The sequence below is a fragment of the Pedobacter boryungensis genome, assembly GCF_013204825.1.
GTDB classification, from domain to species: domain Bacteria; phylum Bacteroidota; class Bacteroidia; order Sphingobacteriales; family Sphingobacteriaceae; genus Pedobacter; species Pedobacter boryungensis.
The window spans coordinates 932058-950579 of record NZ_JABMKV010000002.1 but is presented as its reverse complement, the minus strand read 5'-3'; the positions used below and the strand labels follow the sequence as shown (position 1 = coordinate 950579).

The following is an 18522-nucleotide window of genomic DNA, read 5'->3' as shown; positions in this document are numbered from 1 at the left end:
TATAATAATAATTATTCATTTATGAAAAAAGCTTTATTCATACCTTTAATTTTTATAAGCACAATTAATTTTTGCTATAGTCAAATTAATTTTGATAATTTATTAACAATACAGCGGTCAGATGTGGGTACAATTACCAATTTTCTCATTGATAAAAATTGGCAATTAATAGAATCAACGGAAGAAACAGAAGAGGCTTTTGGAACTATGAAATGGGGTTATAGCGTTAACAATTATGAAACTGAGAAAGCAGAATTATGGCTAAATATTGACTACAGCTCTGAAGTTGAAAATAGGGTCTCATTACAGGTTCATAATAAAATTATGTACCAAAATATTAAAGCAAAGGCTCTATCTTATGGAATGAAAAAAATAGGCTCAAATTTAAAAGATGGATTCGCCTTTACTGATTATGCTGGCAAGAATTTCGTAATAAGAATTGGGATTAGTTCTAACTCAACATCAAGAGGAAGCATATATCATTTTATATTGTGGAGCAAAAATGATTATATTAATACTTTAGAAAAAAACAAAGAGGTAAATTGAAATTATTCTTCCCTCATCTCTTCAGCTAATAATCTATCAATAGCTTCTACTTCGTTTTCAAAAACGTGTAATTGTACACCGCTTACTGAAATATCAAAAACAGGGTAAACCAGTGCTGTATTTTCTCCCGTTAGGAAAGAATTAAAACCAGCATCCTTTAGCCGGGTTAATACAATATTTGCTTCCATTGGGTTTTCAAAAGTTTTATATACTACAATTTTATCTTCCATGCCACAAAATTAGTTAAAAGTTGAATGTTCAAGGTTAAAAGTTATTTCCACTATTCTACTTTCTATTTCCTTCGCTTAAAAAATCTTTCCACCATAAACCTGAGTCTTTAATAGTTCGCTCTTGCGTTTTAAAATCGTTGTATATTAAACCAAAACGGGCATCATATCCTTCTGCCCATTCAAAATTATCCATCAACGTCCAAGCCATATAACCTGTAATATTTATTCCTTCATTCTTAGCTTTAAGCATGGCTGCTAGATACAATTTAAAATACTCAATCCGGTCCTCATCATGTACCCTTCCTGCAATTAACTTATCAATAAAAGCAGCGCCATTTTCTGTAATCATTATATTTTTTACCTTCGGATAAGCGGCAAACTGTTTAATAATATTATAGAAACTTTCTGCATTAATTTCCCAACCCATTGCAGTATGGGGTTTTTTACGACTTTTTGCCTTTACTTCCCAAGCCTGAATTACAGGTATGAATGCATTGTATTTTATCACCAAAGGGAAATAATTTTGCAATCCGATATAATCAAAATCGAAAGTCATTCTTTCTTGATAGCGCCATAAAGAATGACTTACTGCAAATTTCTCCAATACATCCCAACCAGCTGTTGGAAAACCCATTCCCAAAGTTGGTTCGATAAATAAACGATTCATTAAACAATCTATACGTTTTGCAGCTAATAAATCTGATGCATTTTGCGTGTAAGGAATAATTTCTGAGCAGGAAAATGTAGTGCCAATATTTGCATTATCCACTTCAGCTCTTAAAATTTTACCACCATCCGCTTGTGCAAGCGCAGTGTGTTTTACAGCCGAAAAGAAATTAGTTAATCCTGTTTCACCTGGTGCATGAATGCCTAGCATGTAACCTAGTGAGGTGAATCCAAAAGGTTCATTAATAACAATCCAGTTTTTAACTTTATCACCATATGTTTTTGCACACAAGGTTACAAAAGCAATAAAATCTGCATTAATGCTAAAAGCTGTCCACCCCCCATGTTTAGCTAAAGTTTCAGGTAAATCCCAATGGTATAATGTAACATAAGGAGTAATGCCTTGTTTTAAACATTCATCTATCACATGATGATAAAATTGTATTCCTTCTGCGTTAATCGAGCCTCTTCCTTCTGGCAAAATACGTGACCAAGAGATAGAAAAACGGAAAATTTTAAATCCTAATGTTTTAACTAATGCAATATCTGTTTTATATTGATGGTAAAAATCGCAGGCTATTTCTGGATTATGGCTTTTTTTTATTTTACCATTTCGTTTGCTAAATGTATCCCAAATGGATGCTCCCCTACCATATGTAGTTGCTGCCCCTTCAATTTGACTGGCTGCTGTGGCAACGCCCCATAAAAAATCGTCTCCAAAATCTTTAGCTAGCATATTCATTTGCTTAAAACCCCTCTAAGGTCTAACATTCCTGTTAAGTTAATATTAACAATTTCCAATAACAATCAAAAACTATTAATAACACAAAAACATAAATTTACTGTTCAAAATAATTAGGTAAATTTGAAATCGTAGCTTTAAAAAAATATTATCTATTGAAAATAACATTAATAGCCATTGGTAAAACCGAAGACAAATACCTGATTGAAGGTATTGAGAAGTATTTAAATAGATTGAAACATTATATCAATTTTACTATTTTAATTATTCCTGATATTAAGAATACTAAGAATTTAACCGAAGCACAGCAAAAAAATAAAGAGTCCGAGTTTATCGCAAAGCAACTAAATCCCGCAGATGTGGTTGTTTTATTAGATGAAAAAGGAAAAAAACATAGCTCAGTTTCATTTGCTACTTATTTAAACAAACAAATGATTGGCAGTGTACAAAACTTGGTTTTTATAATTGGGGGGCCTTATGGGTTTGATGAAAGCATATATAAACGTGCTAATACTAGCATTTCACTTTCAGATATGACTTTTTCGCACCAAATGGTACGGTTATTTTTTGTAGAACAATTGTATAGGGCTTTTACAATTTTAAAGAATGAACCTTATCACCATGCTTAAATTATCACTAACAGTTTTAGCTTTATTTTTCTGTTTTAGTAGTAAGGCTCAATATTCAAATCCAGTTAATAGCATTGATTATTTTAACTTGGGCGTAGATAAGCAAGCTCAAAAAGATTATGTTGGTGCAATTGAAGCTTATAACAAAGCTATCGAAATAGATTCTACCAATTGGCGAAGTTATTTTAATAGAGGTTTAACAAAAAAAGATCTAAATAATCATAAAGGTGCAATAGTTGATTTTACTGCAGCACTAAAAATAGATACAGCAAACGAACTTCTCTATTTTGTTAGAGGAATGAGTAAATATGTTTTAAAAGATTTTAAAGGAGCTATTTTGGACATTGACAAATCTATTAGCATAAAAGACGGCTATCCTTCGGCTTATTTAATTAGGGGAAATGCAAATAAAGATTTAAGTAAGTTTAAAGAGGCAATTCTTGATTACAGTAAGGCTATTAAAATAGATCCATCTTTTGAAGAGCCTTATTTTCAGAGAGGAGTTTTACTAGGCTATCAAAAAGATTTTAATGGTGCCATTTCCGATTTCTCTAGAGCGATAGAAATTAATCCAACTAATCAAAATTCATATATGAATAGAGGATTAGCGAGGATAAGTATTCACCAAAATAAAGAAGCTTGCGCAGATTTTAAGAAAGCAGTAGCTTTAGGAAATAATGATGCTAAAAGGATGCTGGCAACCTATTGCAAATAATATTATTTATGGAAAAGCTCACCATCTTTCATCATTAAAGAAAGGAGAATTATTATGTTACCCAGCGATTATAAACGAAAATACAAATTTAAAACAGATACTTCCAAAGAACGTAAATACATGAATATTGCCATCATCATTTCGTTAATTATGGTAATTATATTGTGGTATCTTATTAACTAAAAAAGCCAGTTCTTTCAAACTGGCTTTTCTTTATTAAAAAGTAATTTATACTAATTAAACACCTTTTTTGCTTGTCATATTTGCCTTTTTAGCTGGCGCTGATGATTTTGCAGTTGGTGCCTTAGCATTAGATGGTTTAGCTTTTGGTGCTGCTTTCGCTTTTGCCTCAAGTTTATCATCTGCTTTTGCGCCTTCTACTTCTGTGTTAGGAGCTGCTTCAGTGAACAGGGGCATATCTTTTAAGGAGTGATACCAAGTTAAAATTTTCTTCATATCAGAAGTATAAACTTTCTCTTGGTCATGTCCTGGTGCAACTTCTAAAAAAAACTTTTTTAACGTTGGTCCATCAGCTTTAGCATCTGGTACTGCAGTTTTTGTTGCCGCAATAGTTGCTAAAACATCTGTCAATTTTAATTCTTCATCTTCACCATAAATGGTTATATCTTCCAAAGAAGCTAATTTTGTTGTAGAAATATTAGCTACAATTTTTAATTTTTGTGCATCTAAACTTTCTAAAACGTAGCCCGCTTTATTTTGTCCAACAAGTTTAAATAAACCTGGTCTGCCAGAAACGGCTACAATTCCTCTTAAATTCATATATTTTTAGATTAACCTTCTAGTACTTCGATCGATAAAATTTTATCACCTTGTTTAATATCGTCAACAATATCAACATTTTCTATAACCTTACCAAAACAAGTATGGTTACGATCTAAATGAGCAGTATTTGCTCTGCTGTGGCAAATAAAGAATTGAGATCCGCCAGTGTTTCTTCCTGCATGAGCCATAGAAAGCACACCGCGATCGTGATATTGATTTTCGCCATCTAATTCACAATCAATTTTATATCCAGGACCACCTGTACCAGCTAAATGCGCTTTTGCAGGATCTTTTGAGTTAGGACATCCGCCTTGAACCACAAAATTAGGGATTACACGGTGAAATGTAATTCCGTCATAAAAGCCTTCACTGGCTAACTTTTTAAAATTGGCAACTGCTTTAGGAGCATCATTATCATAAAACTCAACAGTCATGTCACCTTTTTCAGTTTTTATTATTGCTTTACTCATCGTATAATTTTCGTTGGATTAGTGTTTTAATAATAACAAAACTATTATGATTTTTATTCGCTGTAATTGTGAATATGAACCGATAATAATTTTGTTGAAGGGCAAATTTAGCAAATTGAAACGAAAGCACTAACTAATACAGTATAAATCCTGTCAAGAAATTATAATTCTATATGAAAGAATGGATTTTAACGTTAATTCAGCATAATAATTTTAGAATGGTCATCAAAAAATATACATTCGTGTAGCTGGTCCAATTATGATTTTGAAAAAATATATTTTCTTATTTATCATTCTTCTTTTTTCTGTTATTGGGAAAGCATCTTCTATATTAATTTATATGGATGAAAATCAGAAAAACCATCTAAAAGCTTATGGGATTGCTTATTGGAGTATAAAGCAACAAGCTGAAGTTGATTGGCTTTTAAATTATAGAGGTGGTAGTTTTTTAGTAAAATATGTAAAAGCTGTTGAAGATGAGTGTAAAATAAGGGGTGTTTCTTATGAAATTTTAGCAGATGGAAAAGTGAACGCGATCTTGAACGAAATCAATAATCCTGATGTAAATATGGAAATGGTAAAATTGGAGAAAACTCCGAAAATTGCCGTTTACTCTCCAAAAAGCAAGTTACCTTGGGACGATGCGGTAACCTTAGTTTTAACTTATGCTGAAATTCCTTACGATATTATTTACGATGATGAGGTTTTAAAAGACAAATTAACAGGTTATGATTGGCTGCATTTGCATCACGAAGATTTTACTGGTCAGTATGGAAGGTTTTGGTCTTCATTTAGAAATGCAACATGGTACAGAGAAGATGTAAAGAACCAAGAGGCTGCAGCAAAAAGAAATGGTTTTAAAAAGGTTTCTGAGATGAAATTGGCAGTTGCAAAACGTATTAAAGAGTTTTGTGCTGGCGGCGGATTTCTATTTGCGATGTGCTCTGGCACTGATAGTTTCGATATTGCACTTGCTGCAGAAGGAATTGATATTGCAGAAAGTATGTTTGATGGCGATGGCACTGATGCCAACGCACAATCTAAACTTAATTATGCGAACAGCGTTGCATTTAAAGATTTTAAAATTGATATGAACCCTGAACGCTATGAGTTTTCGGATATTGATGTCACTCAAACGCGTAATTTTATAGAAAGCAATGACTATTTTACTTTGTTCGATTTTTCTGCAAAATGGGATTTAGTTCCAACCATGTTAACGCAAGATCATGACAAAGTTATTAAAGGTTTTATGGGGCAAACTACTGCTTTTAGAAAGAGTTTAGTAAAACCTAGCATTACAGTATTGGGAGAAAACAAGGGCGGTAATGAAGTTCGTTATTTGCATGGCGAAATTGGCAAAGGTCAATTTACTTTTTATGGAGGTCATGATCCGGAAGATTACCAACACCAAGTGAATGACCCACCCACTGATTTAAGTTTACATCCAAATTCTCCTGGTTATCGGTTAATTCTCAATAATGTGTTATTTCCAGCAGCAAAGAAAAAACCACAGAAAACCTAAAAGGTCAGAAAGTCCGAAGTCCGAAAATAAATTTATCAATAAAGATTTTAGAATTAGTCGTAGAAATTCCAGCTTACACCAAATTTCAATAATCGATCTGGCATTGGGTAACGGTTAACTGTATAAAAACCATTGCTAAATAATCCCTGATTCACATAATCGTATTTAAGAAATAGATTAGCTCTGCGTAAACCTGCTTTTACCCAAATATCAACAACTGGTTTAGAACCAAAGGTGAGGTTATCTCCATTATAAAATTGACTCGCAGCTGGAGAATATGATGAAGCCACAAAAGGTGTATTATATCTAATATCAAATCCAATTTGTGTTTTAAGTCTTTTGAAGAACGTTTGCTCTTTATAGATACTATTAAACGTGTATACTTCTGGTGTTCTTAAAATATTCTTGCTATCTGTTTTTTGATAGGCTACATAAGCATCCAAATGGTAAGTTTTATAAGTAAATCGTTTACCTAAACTTAATTTAAGCATGTTAATATCACCTGTTTCTTGAGTGGGCTCTATACTATTTGTTCCACTTTTAATAAAATAAAGGTAATTGGAAACTAAATAATAAGCAGCTGAAGCATCTATATTAAAACGTTCATTAATATAATTAAAAGATAGGTTAGCAGTTTTGGTTCGATCGAAGTTTTTATCCCAGCTGTAATGATTACCCTCATATCTGTTGTAAATTTCTTCAGGAGATTTATTTTGAAGGTAAGCCCCTAAAACAATTCGTCCAGCTGTTTTACTTAACAGCAAATTACTTTTAGCTTCATATAAGAAATCACCTGTATTTTCTCCCTGAAAAATTTGTTGAACATCTAAATTGAAATCTACTCTATTACTAAATCTATAACCCAAGTTACCTAACAAACTAATATTTTGAAATGAATTAGGGTATTTAGAATAATTAGTTTTATCTCTCAATATTCGATATTGTGCATATTTATAAAAATCATGTCGAATACCTGCATCAATTTTCAATTCATTTTTAATGATCGAATTTCCCTTTGCTCTTAAAAAAAAGCTATAGATAAATTCGTTTTGAATGTGTTTTACACTTGTAGAATCGTTAGTAAAAACCGCGTCTACAATACCTTTAGGTAAAACTTTAAAATCATCAGCTTCATCTTTTTTAAATGAATAGGAATTATTGGTATAGGTTAAAGTATAAGTTATTTTATTTGTTGGCAAAATGCTTTGTGTAGAACTTTTACCTGTACTGTCTATACGACCAACAAAATAGCTTTGTTTCAGCATAAAAGAGTTTTTACGCCAAAGCTGTTTAGCAGAGTTTAATCGAACTGATTCTGCTTGTTTATCAACCAATCTTGTTCCAGTTTCTGTAAAGATATTTTCTTTTACAATAGAACCATTTTCTTGGGCTTTCAATGTATTAAACACGCCATCTAGCCATAAATTATAACGTTTATTTGGTGATTGATACCATGTAAAAATTGCTGCATTTAAATCATCTCCACGTTGATGAGTATAAAATCCATTCGCTCCTATTCTGTTAAAATTGGCACCAAAATTCCAGTTTCTTTTGATGTTTTGTGAATGTGTAATTTTTAAAACTTGTTCCTTATCAGATCCATTTACATAATATAAACTAGTAAAAGGTGTACGGGCTTGGTAAAACTTAACATCTTCGTGATTTAAGATATAAAAATCCAAAGCATGAAATCCTGCATCAAATCCAATTGTTTTTGAAGGTTCGAAAAGTAAAGATGTTGCAGCTAAACCCATCACGCCAGTTCCAACTGTTGGACGACGAGGTTGAGCTAACACGCTAAAATTTTGTATGCCAGTTAAACCAGTATCTATTGGTAACGTTTGGATACTATCCTTAGTAAGTTTATGCGTGGTATATCTAATGTATTTAGAACTAAAAACGACCGAATCAGTACCACCCTCTTCTTTTTTTCGTAAAGAGTCTAATTCTTTATTATTAGTAACCTTTGTCTTTAAATCTTGTGCAAATGCGTTTGCACAACATAAAATGAAGCAACAAAAAAGAATGGATATGCTAATTTTCTGCATTATAAATTAGAGATAAGCTGGCTAAGAATATGTGTCATTTTTGGTTCTGCTTGTGCCGCAGTTTCTAAAATCTCTTCTAAGCTAAATGGCAACAATTCTTCTGGAAAACCTTCATCAGTTAATACAGAAATCGCGAAAACAGGCAAGCCCATATGGTTTGCTACAATTACTTCAGGCACTGTACTCATTCCAACTGCATCGCCGCCAATTATACGTAAATACTTGTATTCTGCTTTAGTTTCCAAATTAGGTCCTGTTACTGCAACATACACTCCTTGATGACAAGTTATTTTTTCTGTTTCAGCAATTTTTAATCCCTGTGCAATTAATGGGCGATTATATGGCTGGCTCATGTCTGGAAAACGTGGACCTAAATCCGAATCATTAATTCCACGCAGTGGACTTTCTGGTTGCAAATTAATATGATCGCTGATAATCATCAAATCACCTTTTTTGAAATCCTTGTTTAAAGAACCCGCAGCATTTGAAACAAATAAATGTTTAATGCCCAATGCTTTTAATACCCGAATTGGAAAAGTAATTTGTTGCATCGAATAGCCTTCGTAATAATGCAATCTGCCTTGCATGGCCACTACTTTTTTACCCTCTAGTGTTCCGAAAATTAATTTCCCTGAGTGAAATTCTAAAGTAGAGATTGGGAAATTGGGAATGCTGGAGTACATAATGCTATGAATAATCTCAATATCTTTTACCAGTCCGCCAAGACCTGTACCTAAAACAATTCCTACTTCGGGTTCAAATTCTCCTATTTTCCTTTTAAGGTATTCAACTGATTCTTTTAGTACTTGCAACATAATCTAGTATATTTTTATCAAAGGTAAATTTATCTTTTGGGGCCAATTCTATTTCAATTGGAAGGTAGTATATTGGCAAATTTAACAGTAAATCTTTTAAATTATCACCTAATAAACGTTGACTATCCTTTTCTGTTGTGATTATAATTTTTTCTTTAGCTGGATGCTTTTTAAACGCAGCTATAAGTTCATTTATATTTTGCTGACTAAAATCATGATGATCTGGGTGCTCAAAAGAATGAATATGCTTTGCACACTGACTTAAATGTGTTAATAATGGCTTTGGATTCGCAATTCCTGTAAGTAAGAAAATCTCGAAACCTGTAATATTTGATATATTTTCTAATGTAAACAAATGCGTTAACTCTCCATATTTAATAGATGAGAAAGAAACACGTTGGTCTAAAGTAGTATCAATTTTTCTTCTCACTTCTACCTGATCAACCATATTTACAGGATTAGGACTTTTGGTAATTAATACCGCATTTGCTCTATTATAATTGCGTAAAGGCTCTCTTAAATTTCCCATTGGGAGAAGAAATTGCATCTTCATTAATTTATCAAACTCAAAAAGCAAAATATTAAACCCAGCTTTTACAGCTCTATGCTGGTAGGCATCATCTAATAAAATCACATCGTGATTATCTTGTAATAAATTAATTCCTTTCACTCTATCCTCGCAAACAGCTACTGTAACAGTTGGAAATTTTCGAAAATATTGCATCGGTTCATCACCTATGGTTTTTGCAGTTGAATTTTTATCCGCCAGTACAAAACCTTTCGTTTCCCTACCATAACCTCTACTTAAAACTGCAACTTTATAATCAGATAATAATTTAACTATATACTCTGTTGTAGGAGTTTTACCCGATCCGCCAACCACTAAATTACCAATACAAATCACTGGCAAATTGAACTTGGTAGATTTTAAGATACCCCAATCGTATAGTTTATTCCTTAACAGGATCACAAAACCATAAATAACAGCAAAGGGAAAGAGGAAAAGGCGTAAGAAATTTATCATGTTCGATCTCAAAAATAAGGATAATTTAAAAAACAACAGCAAGACTTTATATCGTATGCAAAATCGGTTTACTTTGGCTAATATTTTTGACATGCAACACACATAGGCTTTAGTCAAAAAAACTATCTTTGTGCAAACAAGAATTTAATTTATGCTTAAAGGATTTTTTAACGTACCAGCACCTGTTAATGAGACCATTTTAGGGTATGCACCAGGCAGCAAAGAACGCGAATTATTAAAAGAAGCATTGGCTGATAGTCGCTCAAAAGTGATTGATATTCCAATGTACATTGGCGGAGAAGAAGTTTATACCGAACAAAAAGGAAAAATTACTCCTCCTCACGATCATCAACATGTTTTGGCTAATTATAGCAAAGGAAACAAGAACCATGTAACTATGGCAATTGATGCTGCATTAGCTGCGAAAGCAGATTGGGAGAACTTAGCTTGGGAGCATAGAGCTGCAATATTTTTAAAAGCCGCAGATTTAATAGCTGGTCCTTATCGTTATAAATTAAATGCTGCAACAATGTTGGGGCAAAGCAAAAATGCCTATCAAGCAGAAATTGATTCAGCTTGTGAATTGATTGATTTCTTACGTTTTAACGTAAGTTATATGTCTGAAATTTACAAACAACAACCCCCAGTTTCTCCTCGTGGTAGCTGGAATAGGTTGGAACAACGTCCATTAGAAGGGTTTGTGTTTGCGTTAACTCCATTTAATTTTACCGCAATAGCAGGGAATTTACCTACATCGGTAGCGATGATGGGGAATGTAGTGGTATGGAAACCTGCAAACACACAAATTTTTGCTGCTAATGTTTTAATGCAAATTTTCCGCGAAGCGGGATTACCTGATGGCGTAATTAACTTAGTATACGCTTCTGGTCCAGATGCAGGCGATGTTATTTTCTCTCATCCAGATTTTGCTGGTATTCATTTTACAGGTTCAACAGGAGTTTTTCAGGATATATGGAAAACGATTGGAAACAATATTCATAAATTTAAAACCTATCCAAGAATTGTTGGCGAAACAGGTGGAAAGGATTTTATCTTAATTCATGGTTCTGCAGATGCTGAAGTTTCTAGCACAGCGATTATTCGTGGAGCTTTCGAATATCAAGGACAAAAATGTTCTGCAGCAAGTAGAGTTTACATTGCAAAAAGTATTTGGCCAGAAGTTAAGAAATTTATGCTTCGCGATTTGGCTACTTTTAAAATGGGGGGCACAGAAGATTTCAGCAATTTTATCAATGCAGTTATCGATGAGAAATCATTTAACAGTTTAGCAAAATATATTGATGCTGCTAAAAAAGATAAAGGTGTAGAAATTATTGCTGGTGGAAATTATGATAATAGCAAAGGTTATTTCATAGAACCAACTGTTTTAGTGGTAGATGATCCGAAATATACCACGATGTGCGAAGAGTTATTCGGTCCGGTTTTAACAGTATATGTATATGATGATAAAGATTTTGATAAAACTTTAGATATTATTGACAGCACTTCTATTTATGCTTTAACCGGCGCTGTAATTGGTCAGGATAGATACGCATTAGAAAAAGCTACACATCGTTTACGTAACGCGGCTGGTAACTTTTACATTAATGATAAATGTACAGGTGCAGTAGTTGGTCAGCAGCCATTTGGTGGTGCAAGAGGAAGCGGCACGAATGATAAAGCTGGCTCGATGATTAACTTATTACGTTGGGTTTCACCAAGAACAATTAAAGAAACTTTCGATCCACCTAAAGATTATAGATATCCATTTTTAGCTGAGTAAATTGCTGAGAAGATGATTAGCCATTCATAATACCAACAGTTTTTAGAAACTGATAGTCTTTTAAAAAAAATCCCAAGCCTAAGCTTGGGATTTTCTATTTATTACATACTTAAAGACCTACTTTAAAAGCTGGTGAAACATCATCAAGACTGTGACTGCTTACTTTTAAATCTTTAATTAAGCCTGTTTTTAAACTGTAAACCCAAGCGTGAATTGAAAGTTCTTGCCCACTTGCCCAAGCATTTTGGACAATAGAAGTATTCATAACATTTGCTGCACCCTCAATGGCATTTAGCTCAACCATTCTATTAGATCTTTGTTCTGGATCTTTTATGGTCGACATCTCTCTTTCATGCATGCGATATACATCTCTAATATTTCTTAACCAGTTATCGATAATGCCAACTTGTTTGTTTCCTAAAGCTGCATTAACACCACCGCAACCATAATGACCACAAACAATAACATGTTTTACTTTTAAAACATTTACTGAATAATCTAATACGCTTAACATATTCATGTCTGTGTGAACCACCACATTTGCGATATTTCTATGTACAAAAATATCGCCAGGTAAAGTATTAGTAATTTGATTTGCAGGTACCCTACTATCAGAACAACCTATCCATAAAACTGGCGGATTTTGTCCAGCAGATAATTTATCGAAGTAAGTAGGGTCAGTTTTTATCATATCCTCAACCCAATCGGCATTACCTTGTAACAGATTGTCATATGTTATATCTTTTGTTTCTATTGTTTTTGCGCACATAATTTTAGTTATTAACCTCTTAACATATTTAATAGCAATACAAATAAACAACAAAGCCTTCTAAATATCATGAAGGCTTTGTTATTTATATAGGGAGTTACTACTATAACCAGCTTACAATACCCGTTTCTACATTATAATTGGCACCAACTATTTTTATTTTACCATCTTTTTCCAATTGATTTAATGTAGTACTTTGATTACGAATATCTATAATGGTTTGTCTTACGTTTTGTATATTCAACCTTTCTAACAAATCATCATTTTTAGAAGAGCGTTCTTCCCCTTCTGTAATAATTTCTTCAATAATTGGGTTAAAATGATCTACTAAATGCGTTAGATTTTCCATTCCTGTTTCGCGAATTGCAGCAGCATCTAATCCTCCTTTTAAAGCACCGCATTTTGAGTGCCCTAAAACAACAATTAATTTAGACCCTGCTACATTACAGCCAAATTCCATAGATCCTAAAATATCTTGATTTACAAAATTCCCTGCAATTCTCACACTAAAAATATCACCTAAGCCTTGATCAAAAATCAATTCTGCAGAGGTACGACTATCTATACAACTCAATATTACAGCGAATGGCCATTGACCGGCTCTAGTATCATTTACTTGTGCAAGTAAATCTCTGTTAGCTTTTAAATTCTGTACAAACCTACCATTACCCTCCTTTAAAATTTCAAATGCTCTTTCTGGGGTAATTGTTGCTTGTGTTTCTAAAGTATGTGCCTTCATTATATCTAATTCTTAATTTCTTCTACAATTTTGTTATTTAATTTTGGCACAACATAATGACTTTTGATGTGCTCTAAAGTTACGATAATGCCTTTAGTATATGCATTATGCTTGTAATTAAAAATAGTTTCTAGTACATCGGGATCTATATATCGAGCATTAGAACCATCTATAATTACATTGGTTTCTTTTGGTATTCCTGTTAATAATACCTGAATTGCCGCTTTATTTAAAAATGAAACTTCTTCCGCTAATTTAATTCTAATATTCTTTTTATTGCCCTCTTCTTGCACTTTATAGAAGAAAGGATTACGCATATTTGTTCGTAGTAAATAAAATATAGAAAAAGCCATTCCAACAGCTACTCCTTTTAATAAATCGGTAAATACAACTGCGATTACAGTTACAACAAAAGGAATAAATTGATTCCATCCTTTATGGTACATGTGTTTAAATAAAGAAATACGTGTCAATTTATAACCTGTTACCAAAAGAATGGCCGCCAGACATGCTAGCGGTATCATATTAATTAAGGAAGGTATAAATAATAGTGACAGCAAAAGCCATCCCCCATGTAATATAGACGACATTTTAGTTCTAGCACCAGAGTTTACGTTTGCCGAACTTCTTACAATTACAGATGTCATTGGCAAACCACCTAACATTCCACTAATCATATTACCAGTTCCTTGGGCAATTAACTCTCTATTGGTTGGAGTTACGCGTTTAATCGGATCAATTTTATCAACCGCTTCTACGCCTAAAAGTGTTTCTAAACTTGCTACAATTGCAATTGTACCAGCTACAATCCAAACCTGCTTATTCCCAATTTGAGAAAAATCTGGCATACTAAACAAGTTTGCAAATTCGCCCCACCCATTTATTACTGGAATATTTACCATTTGTTGGGCCTTTAATGCAAAATTAGTCTGTTGAAAAGCTAAGCTTAAAGTAATACCTAAAGCTACAACCAATAATGGTGCGGGTATTACATTTACTTTCTTAATTTTTGGCCAAAACACCAAAATTAAAATAGACAGCACACTAATAACAATTGCTGCTAAACTAAAATGACTAGCAGCATTACTTATTGCAGAAAATGTGTTTTGATTATCGCCTTGAAAAAATTCTTCATCACCTAAAAAATCGCTGTCCACACCTAATGCATGGGGCAATTGTTTTAAAATGAGAATTAAACCAATAGCTGCAAGCATCCCTTCTATTACACTAGATGGGAAATAATTTCCAATAGTGCCGGCCTTAATAAGACCGAGCACCAATTGAAAAGCACCTGCCAAAACCACTGCAAGTAAAAAGATTTGATAACTGCCCAACTGGGCGATAGCTCCTAAAACAATAACCGTTAAACCCGCAGCAGGCCCGCTTACACTTAATTGCGAACCACTTACAAAACCAACTACTACACCACCAACTATACCTGCAATTAAACCCGCAAATAGGGGTGCGCCAGATGCTAAAGCAATACCTAAACATAGTGGTAATGCTACTAAAAAGACAACTACACTTGAAGGCAAGTCTTTCTTTAAATTCTTTTTTAAGATATATTTTTTTACTTCGAACCTAGAAGAGGTCGAATTTCTATTTTCCATAAAAACCTATTAAATTTTAATAATTTTAAGACATATCATCGCAATGCGAAAACATTTTTCGCACAACTGATGAAAATAAAATTATGAAAAGTTGGGAGGCGGTGTTGGAACAGAGGGATGATAAGGATCTACATAACGCCGAGAATGCTCAATAAAACTATTGGTTACACCATAATCTATTAAAACCGGCACATATGTTAAATCATAACGTTGAAACATCAATTTATGATCTGAAAATTTAACGTTTGCTTTTCCTGCATCATCTCCGTGATTTTCTGCTTCTAGTTGCATAATCACAGCATTCATAAAATATTTATCGAAATGAGCGAAAAATACAGGTGCTCCAGAAATTACCATCTTTGTTGTAAAGATGCCCATGAAGGCTATCACAATAAGTATACGATATTTTCTTAAAAACATAAATGCGTTAAATTTTCCAGTTCTCCCCAAAAATAGCTCCAAAACATGCAAAGCATCAAATAAAATAGTAATTAAAATGTAATTTAAAATTAGATTTTCATAATTAAACCTATAATTCTAGTGCTTAAAAATTCAAATCTGTGCAGAAAACAAATTGATTAACCGTAATTTAACCCCCTCAAAACAATGTTGATTTCATGAGAAAAACGCTTTACTTTTTACTACTATTTTGTCCGTTTTTAACACGGGCGCAAAGCAATAATGCCCCATCATCTTATGATCTGCATGACATAAAAATAACTGGATATCTACAAACGCAATTTCAAAAAGCACAATCTAGTGGGATTACTTCTTTTTCAGGCGGAGATTTTTCTACCAATAGCGATAGTCGCTTTATGATTCGTAGGGGTAGATTAAAAATTGACCGAGTGGATAAATTCTCCAATATTGTATTTCAAATAGACGCAACACAAAATGGCGTAAATTTAATGGATGCATTTATTCAATTGCATACTCCAGAAATTTCTGCATTAACTTTAACTGCTGGATTGTTCAATCGCCCTTTTGGATATTCAATTGTATATTCATCTGGCTACAGAGATTTCCCAGAACGAGCAAGAGTGTTTCAAACCATTATGCCGAGAGAAAGAGATTTGGGAGCCATGCTTACGTTCAACTCTAAAAAAATCGCAAAATTTTTAACAGCAGATTTCGCCATAGTAAACGGTAGCGGTCTTACGGCTAGAGATTATGATTCTAGGAAAGATCTCATCGGTAGTTTAAATTTTAAATTTGATAGTTTAGCCAATAAACAATTGCATATAGGATTTGGAGCATCAATTTATAAAGGAACCGTACGCAGCAATACTGATACTTATTTTACTGATAATGGCAATGGGTTTGTGGCTAATGTAAAACCAGAAAATGTAAATAAAAATTTAAACCGCAATTATTACGGCGCAAATTTACAACTACAATATGATGGCTTTTTCGGTACCACAACTTTCAAAACTGAATATGTAAAAGGAACACAACCAGGGGTTGCTAATTCGACTAGCCTTGCAGGTCCTTATGCAAGCCAAAGTTTTGCTACACAACCTTTAACAAACCTATATCTCCGTCATTTTAACGGCTATTATTTTTGGTTCACCCAACAAATTGCGAAAAGCAAATTCACCGCTTTATTGTCTTATGATGTATATGACCCTAATACCAAGATTAAAGAAAATGCAATCGGCTTTGCCGGCAATAACACTACTGCTGGAGATATTAAATATAGCACTTTTGGATACGGAATTACATGTGCTTTAAATGCCAGATTAAAATTCACAGTATATAATGAGCGTGTAGTTAACGATGGCACAACTTTAACAGCTTATCAAGGAGATTTAAAAGACGATGTATTTACAACACGTTTGCAATATCGTTGGTAATGTTTATTTTTAAAAAATTGATACTTTGAGATGAAAAACAAAATTGAAATCCTTCAAGATAAAATAAAAAGTGCGCACCTTGGCGGCGGACAAACTCGAATAGATAGCCAACACAAAAAAGGAAAATTAACTGCTCGTGAACGTATTCATTTTTTATTAGATGAAGGCTCTTTTGAGGAAATTGGAATGCTGGTTACACACCGCAGCACCGATTTTGGAATGGAGCAAGAAAAATATTTAGGCGATGGTGTAATTACCGGTTATGGAACTATTAACGGCAGACTAACCTATATTTTTTCTCAAGATTTTACAGTTTTCGGTGGTTCACTCTCAGAAACACATGCAGAAAAAATTTGTAAAGTAATGGAAATGGCTATGAAAAACGGCGCTCCTATTATTGGTTTAAACGATAGTGGTGGTGCCCGAATTCAAGAAGGTGTAGTTTCTTTAGGCGGTTACGCCGACATATTTTACCGCAACGTTCAAGCTTCGGGTGTTATTCCCCAGTTATCTGCAATTATGGGACCTTGTGCAGGTGGTGCGGTATATTCTCCTGCCATAACCGATTTCATTTTAATGGTCGAAAACACTTCGTATATGTTTGTAACAGGACCAAACGTAGTGAAAACCGTTACACATGAAGAAGTAAGTTCTGAAGAACTTGGCGGAGCAACAACACATGCAACAAAATCTGGAGTTACACATTTTGCATGTGCAAATGAGCTCGATGCCATTAGCCATGTTAAAAAGTTATTAAGTTATGTTCCTCAAAACTGCGAAGAGCTTCCTCCAAGTTTACCTTATGAAATTGCTGACGAAGATCGCCCTAGCTTAAATGAAGTATTGCCTCAAAATGTTTCACAGCCGTATGATGTTCGCGACATAATTTCCGCAGTTACAGATACCGATAGCTTCTTAGAAGTACATAAAGACTATGCCGAAAACATGGTGGTAGGTTTTGCCCGTTTAGCTGGTAGAAGTTTAGGTATCGTAGCAAATCAGCCAGCCTACTTAGCAGGAGTTTTAGATAACCATGCCTCGGTAAAAGCAGCTCGTTTTGTACGCTTTTGCGATAGTTTTAATATTCCGCTGTTAGTTTTTGAAGATGTGCCTGGTTTCTTACCCGGAACGGATCAGGAATGGAATGGCATCATTAACAATGGAGCAAAATTACTATACGCCTTTAGCGAAGCTACTGTGCCACGTATCACTGTTATTACACGTAAAGCTTATGGTGGCGCCTACGATGTGATGAACTCCAAACACATTGGTGCAGATATGAATTACGCATGGCCATCAGCAGAAATTGCCGTAATGGGTGCCAAAGGAGCTGCAGAGATCATTTTTAAACGAGAAATTACAGCAGCACAAAATCCTCAAGATAAATGGTTAGAAAAAGAAAAATTGTATTCAGAAATTTTTGCTAATCCATACCGTGCAGCCGAACGTGGCTTTGTTGATGAAGTGATTGAACCATCGCAAACACGCATTAAGTTAATTAAAGCCTTTAAAATGCTAGAAAATAAAGTGGTGAATAATCCTCGTAAAAAACACGGAAATATTCCATTGTAATTTTAA

General features: G+C 33.7%; 18 protein-coding genes. 7 read left to right on the top strand and 11 right to left on the bottom strand.

All coding sequences use genetic code 11. The features are described 5' to 3' along the window. Window positions 1–21 precede the first annotated feature (21 nt). Complete coding sequence (locus tag HQN85_RS10830) at window positions 22–546, top strand: hypothetical protein (RefSeq protein WP_173272038.1); 525 nt, start codon at window positions 22–24, stop codon at window positions 544–546. A gap of 2 nt (window positions 547–548) precedes the next feature. Here the strand turns inward: HQN85_RS10830 and HQN85_RS10825 are convergent, their stop codons facing one another. Beyond that, window positions 549–776 carry a putative signal transducing protein gene (locus HQN85_RS10825; protein ID WP_173272036.1) on the bottom strand — a complete coding sequence of 76 codons (228 nt, stop codon included), beginning with the start codon at window positions 774–776 and terminating at the stop codon, window positions 549–551. A gap of 55 nt (window positions 777–831) precedes the next feature. Further along, entirely contained in the window at window positions 832–2178 is a 1347-nt protein-coding gene (locus tag HQN85_RS10820) for a GH1 family beta-glucosidase (protein ID WP_394353091.1), read from the bottom strand. Window positions 2179–2339: 161 nt separating this feature from the next. Here HQN85_RS10820 and rlmH point away from each other — a divergent pair, with 161 nt between their 5' ends. After that, on the top strand, window positions 2340–2813 hold the full coding sequence (rlmH, locus tag HQN85_RS10815; RefSeq protein ID WP_173272032.1) for a 23S rRNA (pseudouridine(1915)-N(3))-methyltransferase RlmH: 474 nt from the start codon (window positions 2340–2342) through the stop codon (window positions 2811–2813). Then, window positions 2791–3528, top strand: coding sequence for a tetratricopeptide repeat protein (locus tag HQN85_RS10810; RefSeq protein WP_173272030.1), 738 nt, complete (start codon window positions 2791–2793; stop codon window positions 3526–3528). Before rlmH ends, HQN85_RS10810 begins: the two co-directional genes overlap by 23 nt. Before the next feature lie 237 nt (window positions 3529–3765). Here HQN85_RS10810 and HQN85_RS10805 read toward each other — a convergent pair whose 3' ends face one another. Then, window positions 3766–4308 (bottom strand): DUF5606 family protein, encoded by a 543-nt coding sequence (locus HQN85_RS10805; protein ID WP_173272028.1) that lies wholly within the window; start codon window positions 4306–4308, stop codon window positions 3766–3768. 11 nt (window positions 4309–4319) lie between these two features. Then, window positions 4320–4781, bottom strand: a complete 462-nt coding sequence (locus HQN85_RS10800; RefSeq protein WP_173272026.1) for a peptidylprolyl isomerase — start codon at window positions 4779–4781, stop codon at window positions 4320–4322. Window positions 4782–5121: 340 nt separating this feature from the next. Between HQN85_RS10800 and HQN85_RS10795 the strand changes: the two genes are divergently transcribed. Further along, window positions 5122–6303: an asparagine synthetase B gene (locus HQN85_RS10795; protein WP_216847278.1), complete on the top strand. Its 1182-nt coding sequence runs from the start codon at window positions 5122–5124 to the stop codon at window positions 6301–6303. A 53-nt stretch (window positions 6304–6356) separates the two neighbouring features. Here the strand turns inward: HQN85_RS10795 and HQN85_RS10790 are convergent, their stop codons facing one another. From HQN85_RS10790 to lpxK, 3 genes are read right to left on the bottom strand one after another with little or no spacing between them, the layout of a single operon-like run. Then, window positions 6357–8351, bottom strand: coding sequence for a putative porin (locus tag HQN85_RS10790; protein WP_173272021.1), 1995 nt, complete (start codon window positions 8349–8351; stop codon window positions 6357–6359). Beyond that, window positions 8351–9166 carry a purine-nucleoside phosphorylase gene (locus HQN85_RS10785; RefSeq protein ID WP_173272020.1) on the bottom strand — a complete coding sequence of 272 codons (816 nt, stop codon included), beginning with the start codon at window positions 9164–9166 and terminating at the stop codon, window positions 8351–8353. Before HQN85_RS10785 ends, HQN85_RS10790 begins: the two co-directional genes overlap by 1 nt. After that, window positions 9138–10190 carry a tetraacyldisaccharide 4'-kinase gene (gene lpxK / locus HQN85_RS10780; RefSeq protein WP_173272019.1) on the bottom strand — a complete coding sequence of 351 codons (1053 nt, stop codon included), beginning with the start codon at window positions 10188–10190 and terminating at the stop codon, window positions 9138–9140. Before lpxK ends, HQN85_RS10785 begins: the two co-directional genes overlap by 29 nt. 151 nt (window positions 10191–10341) lie before the next feature. On the opposite strand from lpxK, the gene pruA reads away from it, so the two are divergent. After that, window positions 10342–11973 (top strand): L-glutamate gamma-semialdehyde dehydrogenase, encoded by a 1632-nt coding sequence (gene pruA / locus HQN85_RS10775; protein ID WP_173272018.1) that lies wholly within the window; start codon window positions 10342–10344, stop codon window positions 11971–11973. A 109-nt stretch (window positions 11974–12082) separates the two neighbouring features. Here pruA and HQN85_RS10770 read toward each other — a convergent pair whose 3' ends face one another. The 4 genes from HQN85_RS10770 to HQN85_RS10755 all read right to left on the bottom strand — a co-directional run bounded on the left by HQN85_RS10770 (window position 12083) and on the right by HQN85_RS10755 (window position 15469). Continuing rightward, complete coding sequence (locus HQN85_RS10770) at window positions 12083–12742, bottom strand: carbonic anhydrase (RefSeq protein ID WP_173272017.1); 660 nt, start codon at window positions 12740–12742, stop codon at window positions 12083–12085. Between the two features lie 103 nt (window positions 12743–12845). Beyond that, window positions 12846–13481, bottom strand: a complete 636-nt coding sequence (locus HQN85_RS10765; RefSeq protein ID WP_173272016.1) for a carbonic anhydrase — start codon at window positions 13479–13481, stop codon at window positions 12846–12848. 5 nt (window positions 13482–13486) lie between these two features. Then, entirely contained in the window at window positions 13487–15091 is a 1605-nt protein-coding gene (locus HQN85_RS10760; RefSeq protein ID WP_173272015.1) for a SulP family inorganic anion transporter, read from the bottom strand. An 81-nt stretch (window positions 15092–15172) separates the two neighbouring features. Next, window positions 15173–15469: a hypothetical protein gene (locus HQN85_RS10755; RefSeq protein WP_246249718.1), complete on the bottom strand. Its 297-nt coding sequence runs from the start codon at window positions 15467–15469 to the stop codon at window positions 15173–15175. A gap of 239 nt (window positions 15470–15708) precedes the next feature. On the opposite strand from HQN85_RS10755, the gene HQN85_RS10750 reads away from it, so the two are divergent. Both HQN85_RS10750 and HQN85_RS10745 read left to right on the top strand, forming a co-directional pair. Continuing rightward, window positions 15709–16944, top strand: coding sequence for a porin (locus HQN85_RS10750; RefSeq protein ID WP_173272010.1), 1236 nt, complete (start codon window positions 15709–15711; stop codon window positions 16942–16944). A gap of 30 nt (window positions 16945–16974) precedes the next feature. Beyond that, the gene (locus HQN85_RS10745; protein ID WP_173272008.1) at window positions 16975–18516 is read left to right on the top strand and encodes an acyl-CoA carboxylase subunit beta; all 1542 of its coding nucleotides are present in this window, start codon (window positions 16975–16977) and stop codon (window positions 18514–18516) included. The last annotated feature ends 6 nt before the right edge of the window (window positions 18517–18522 follow it).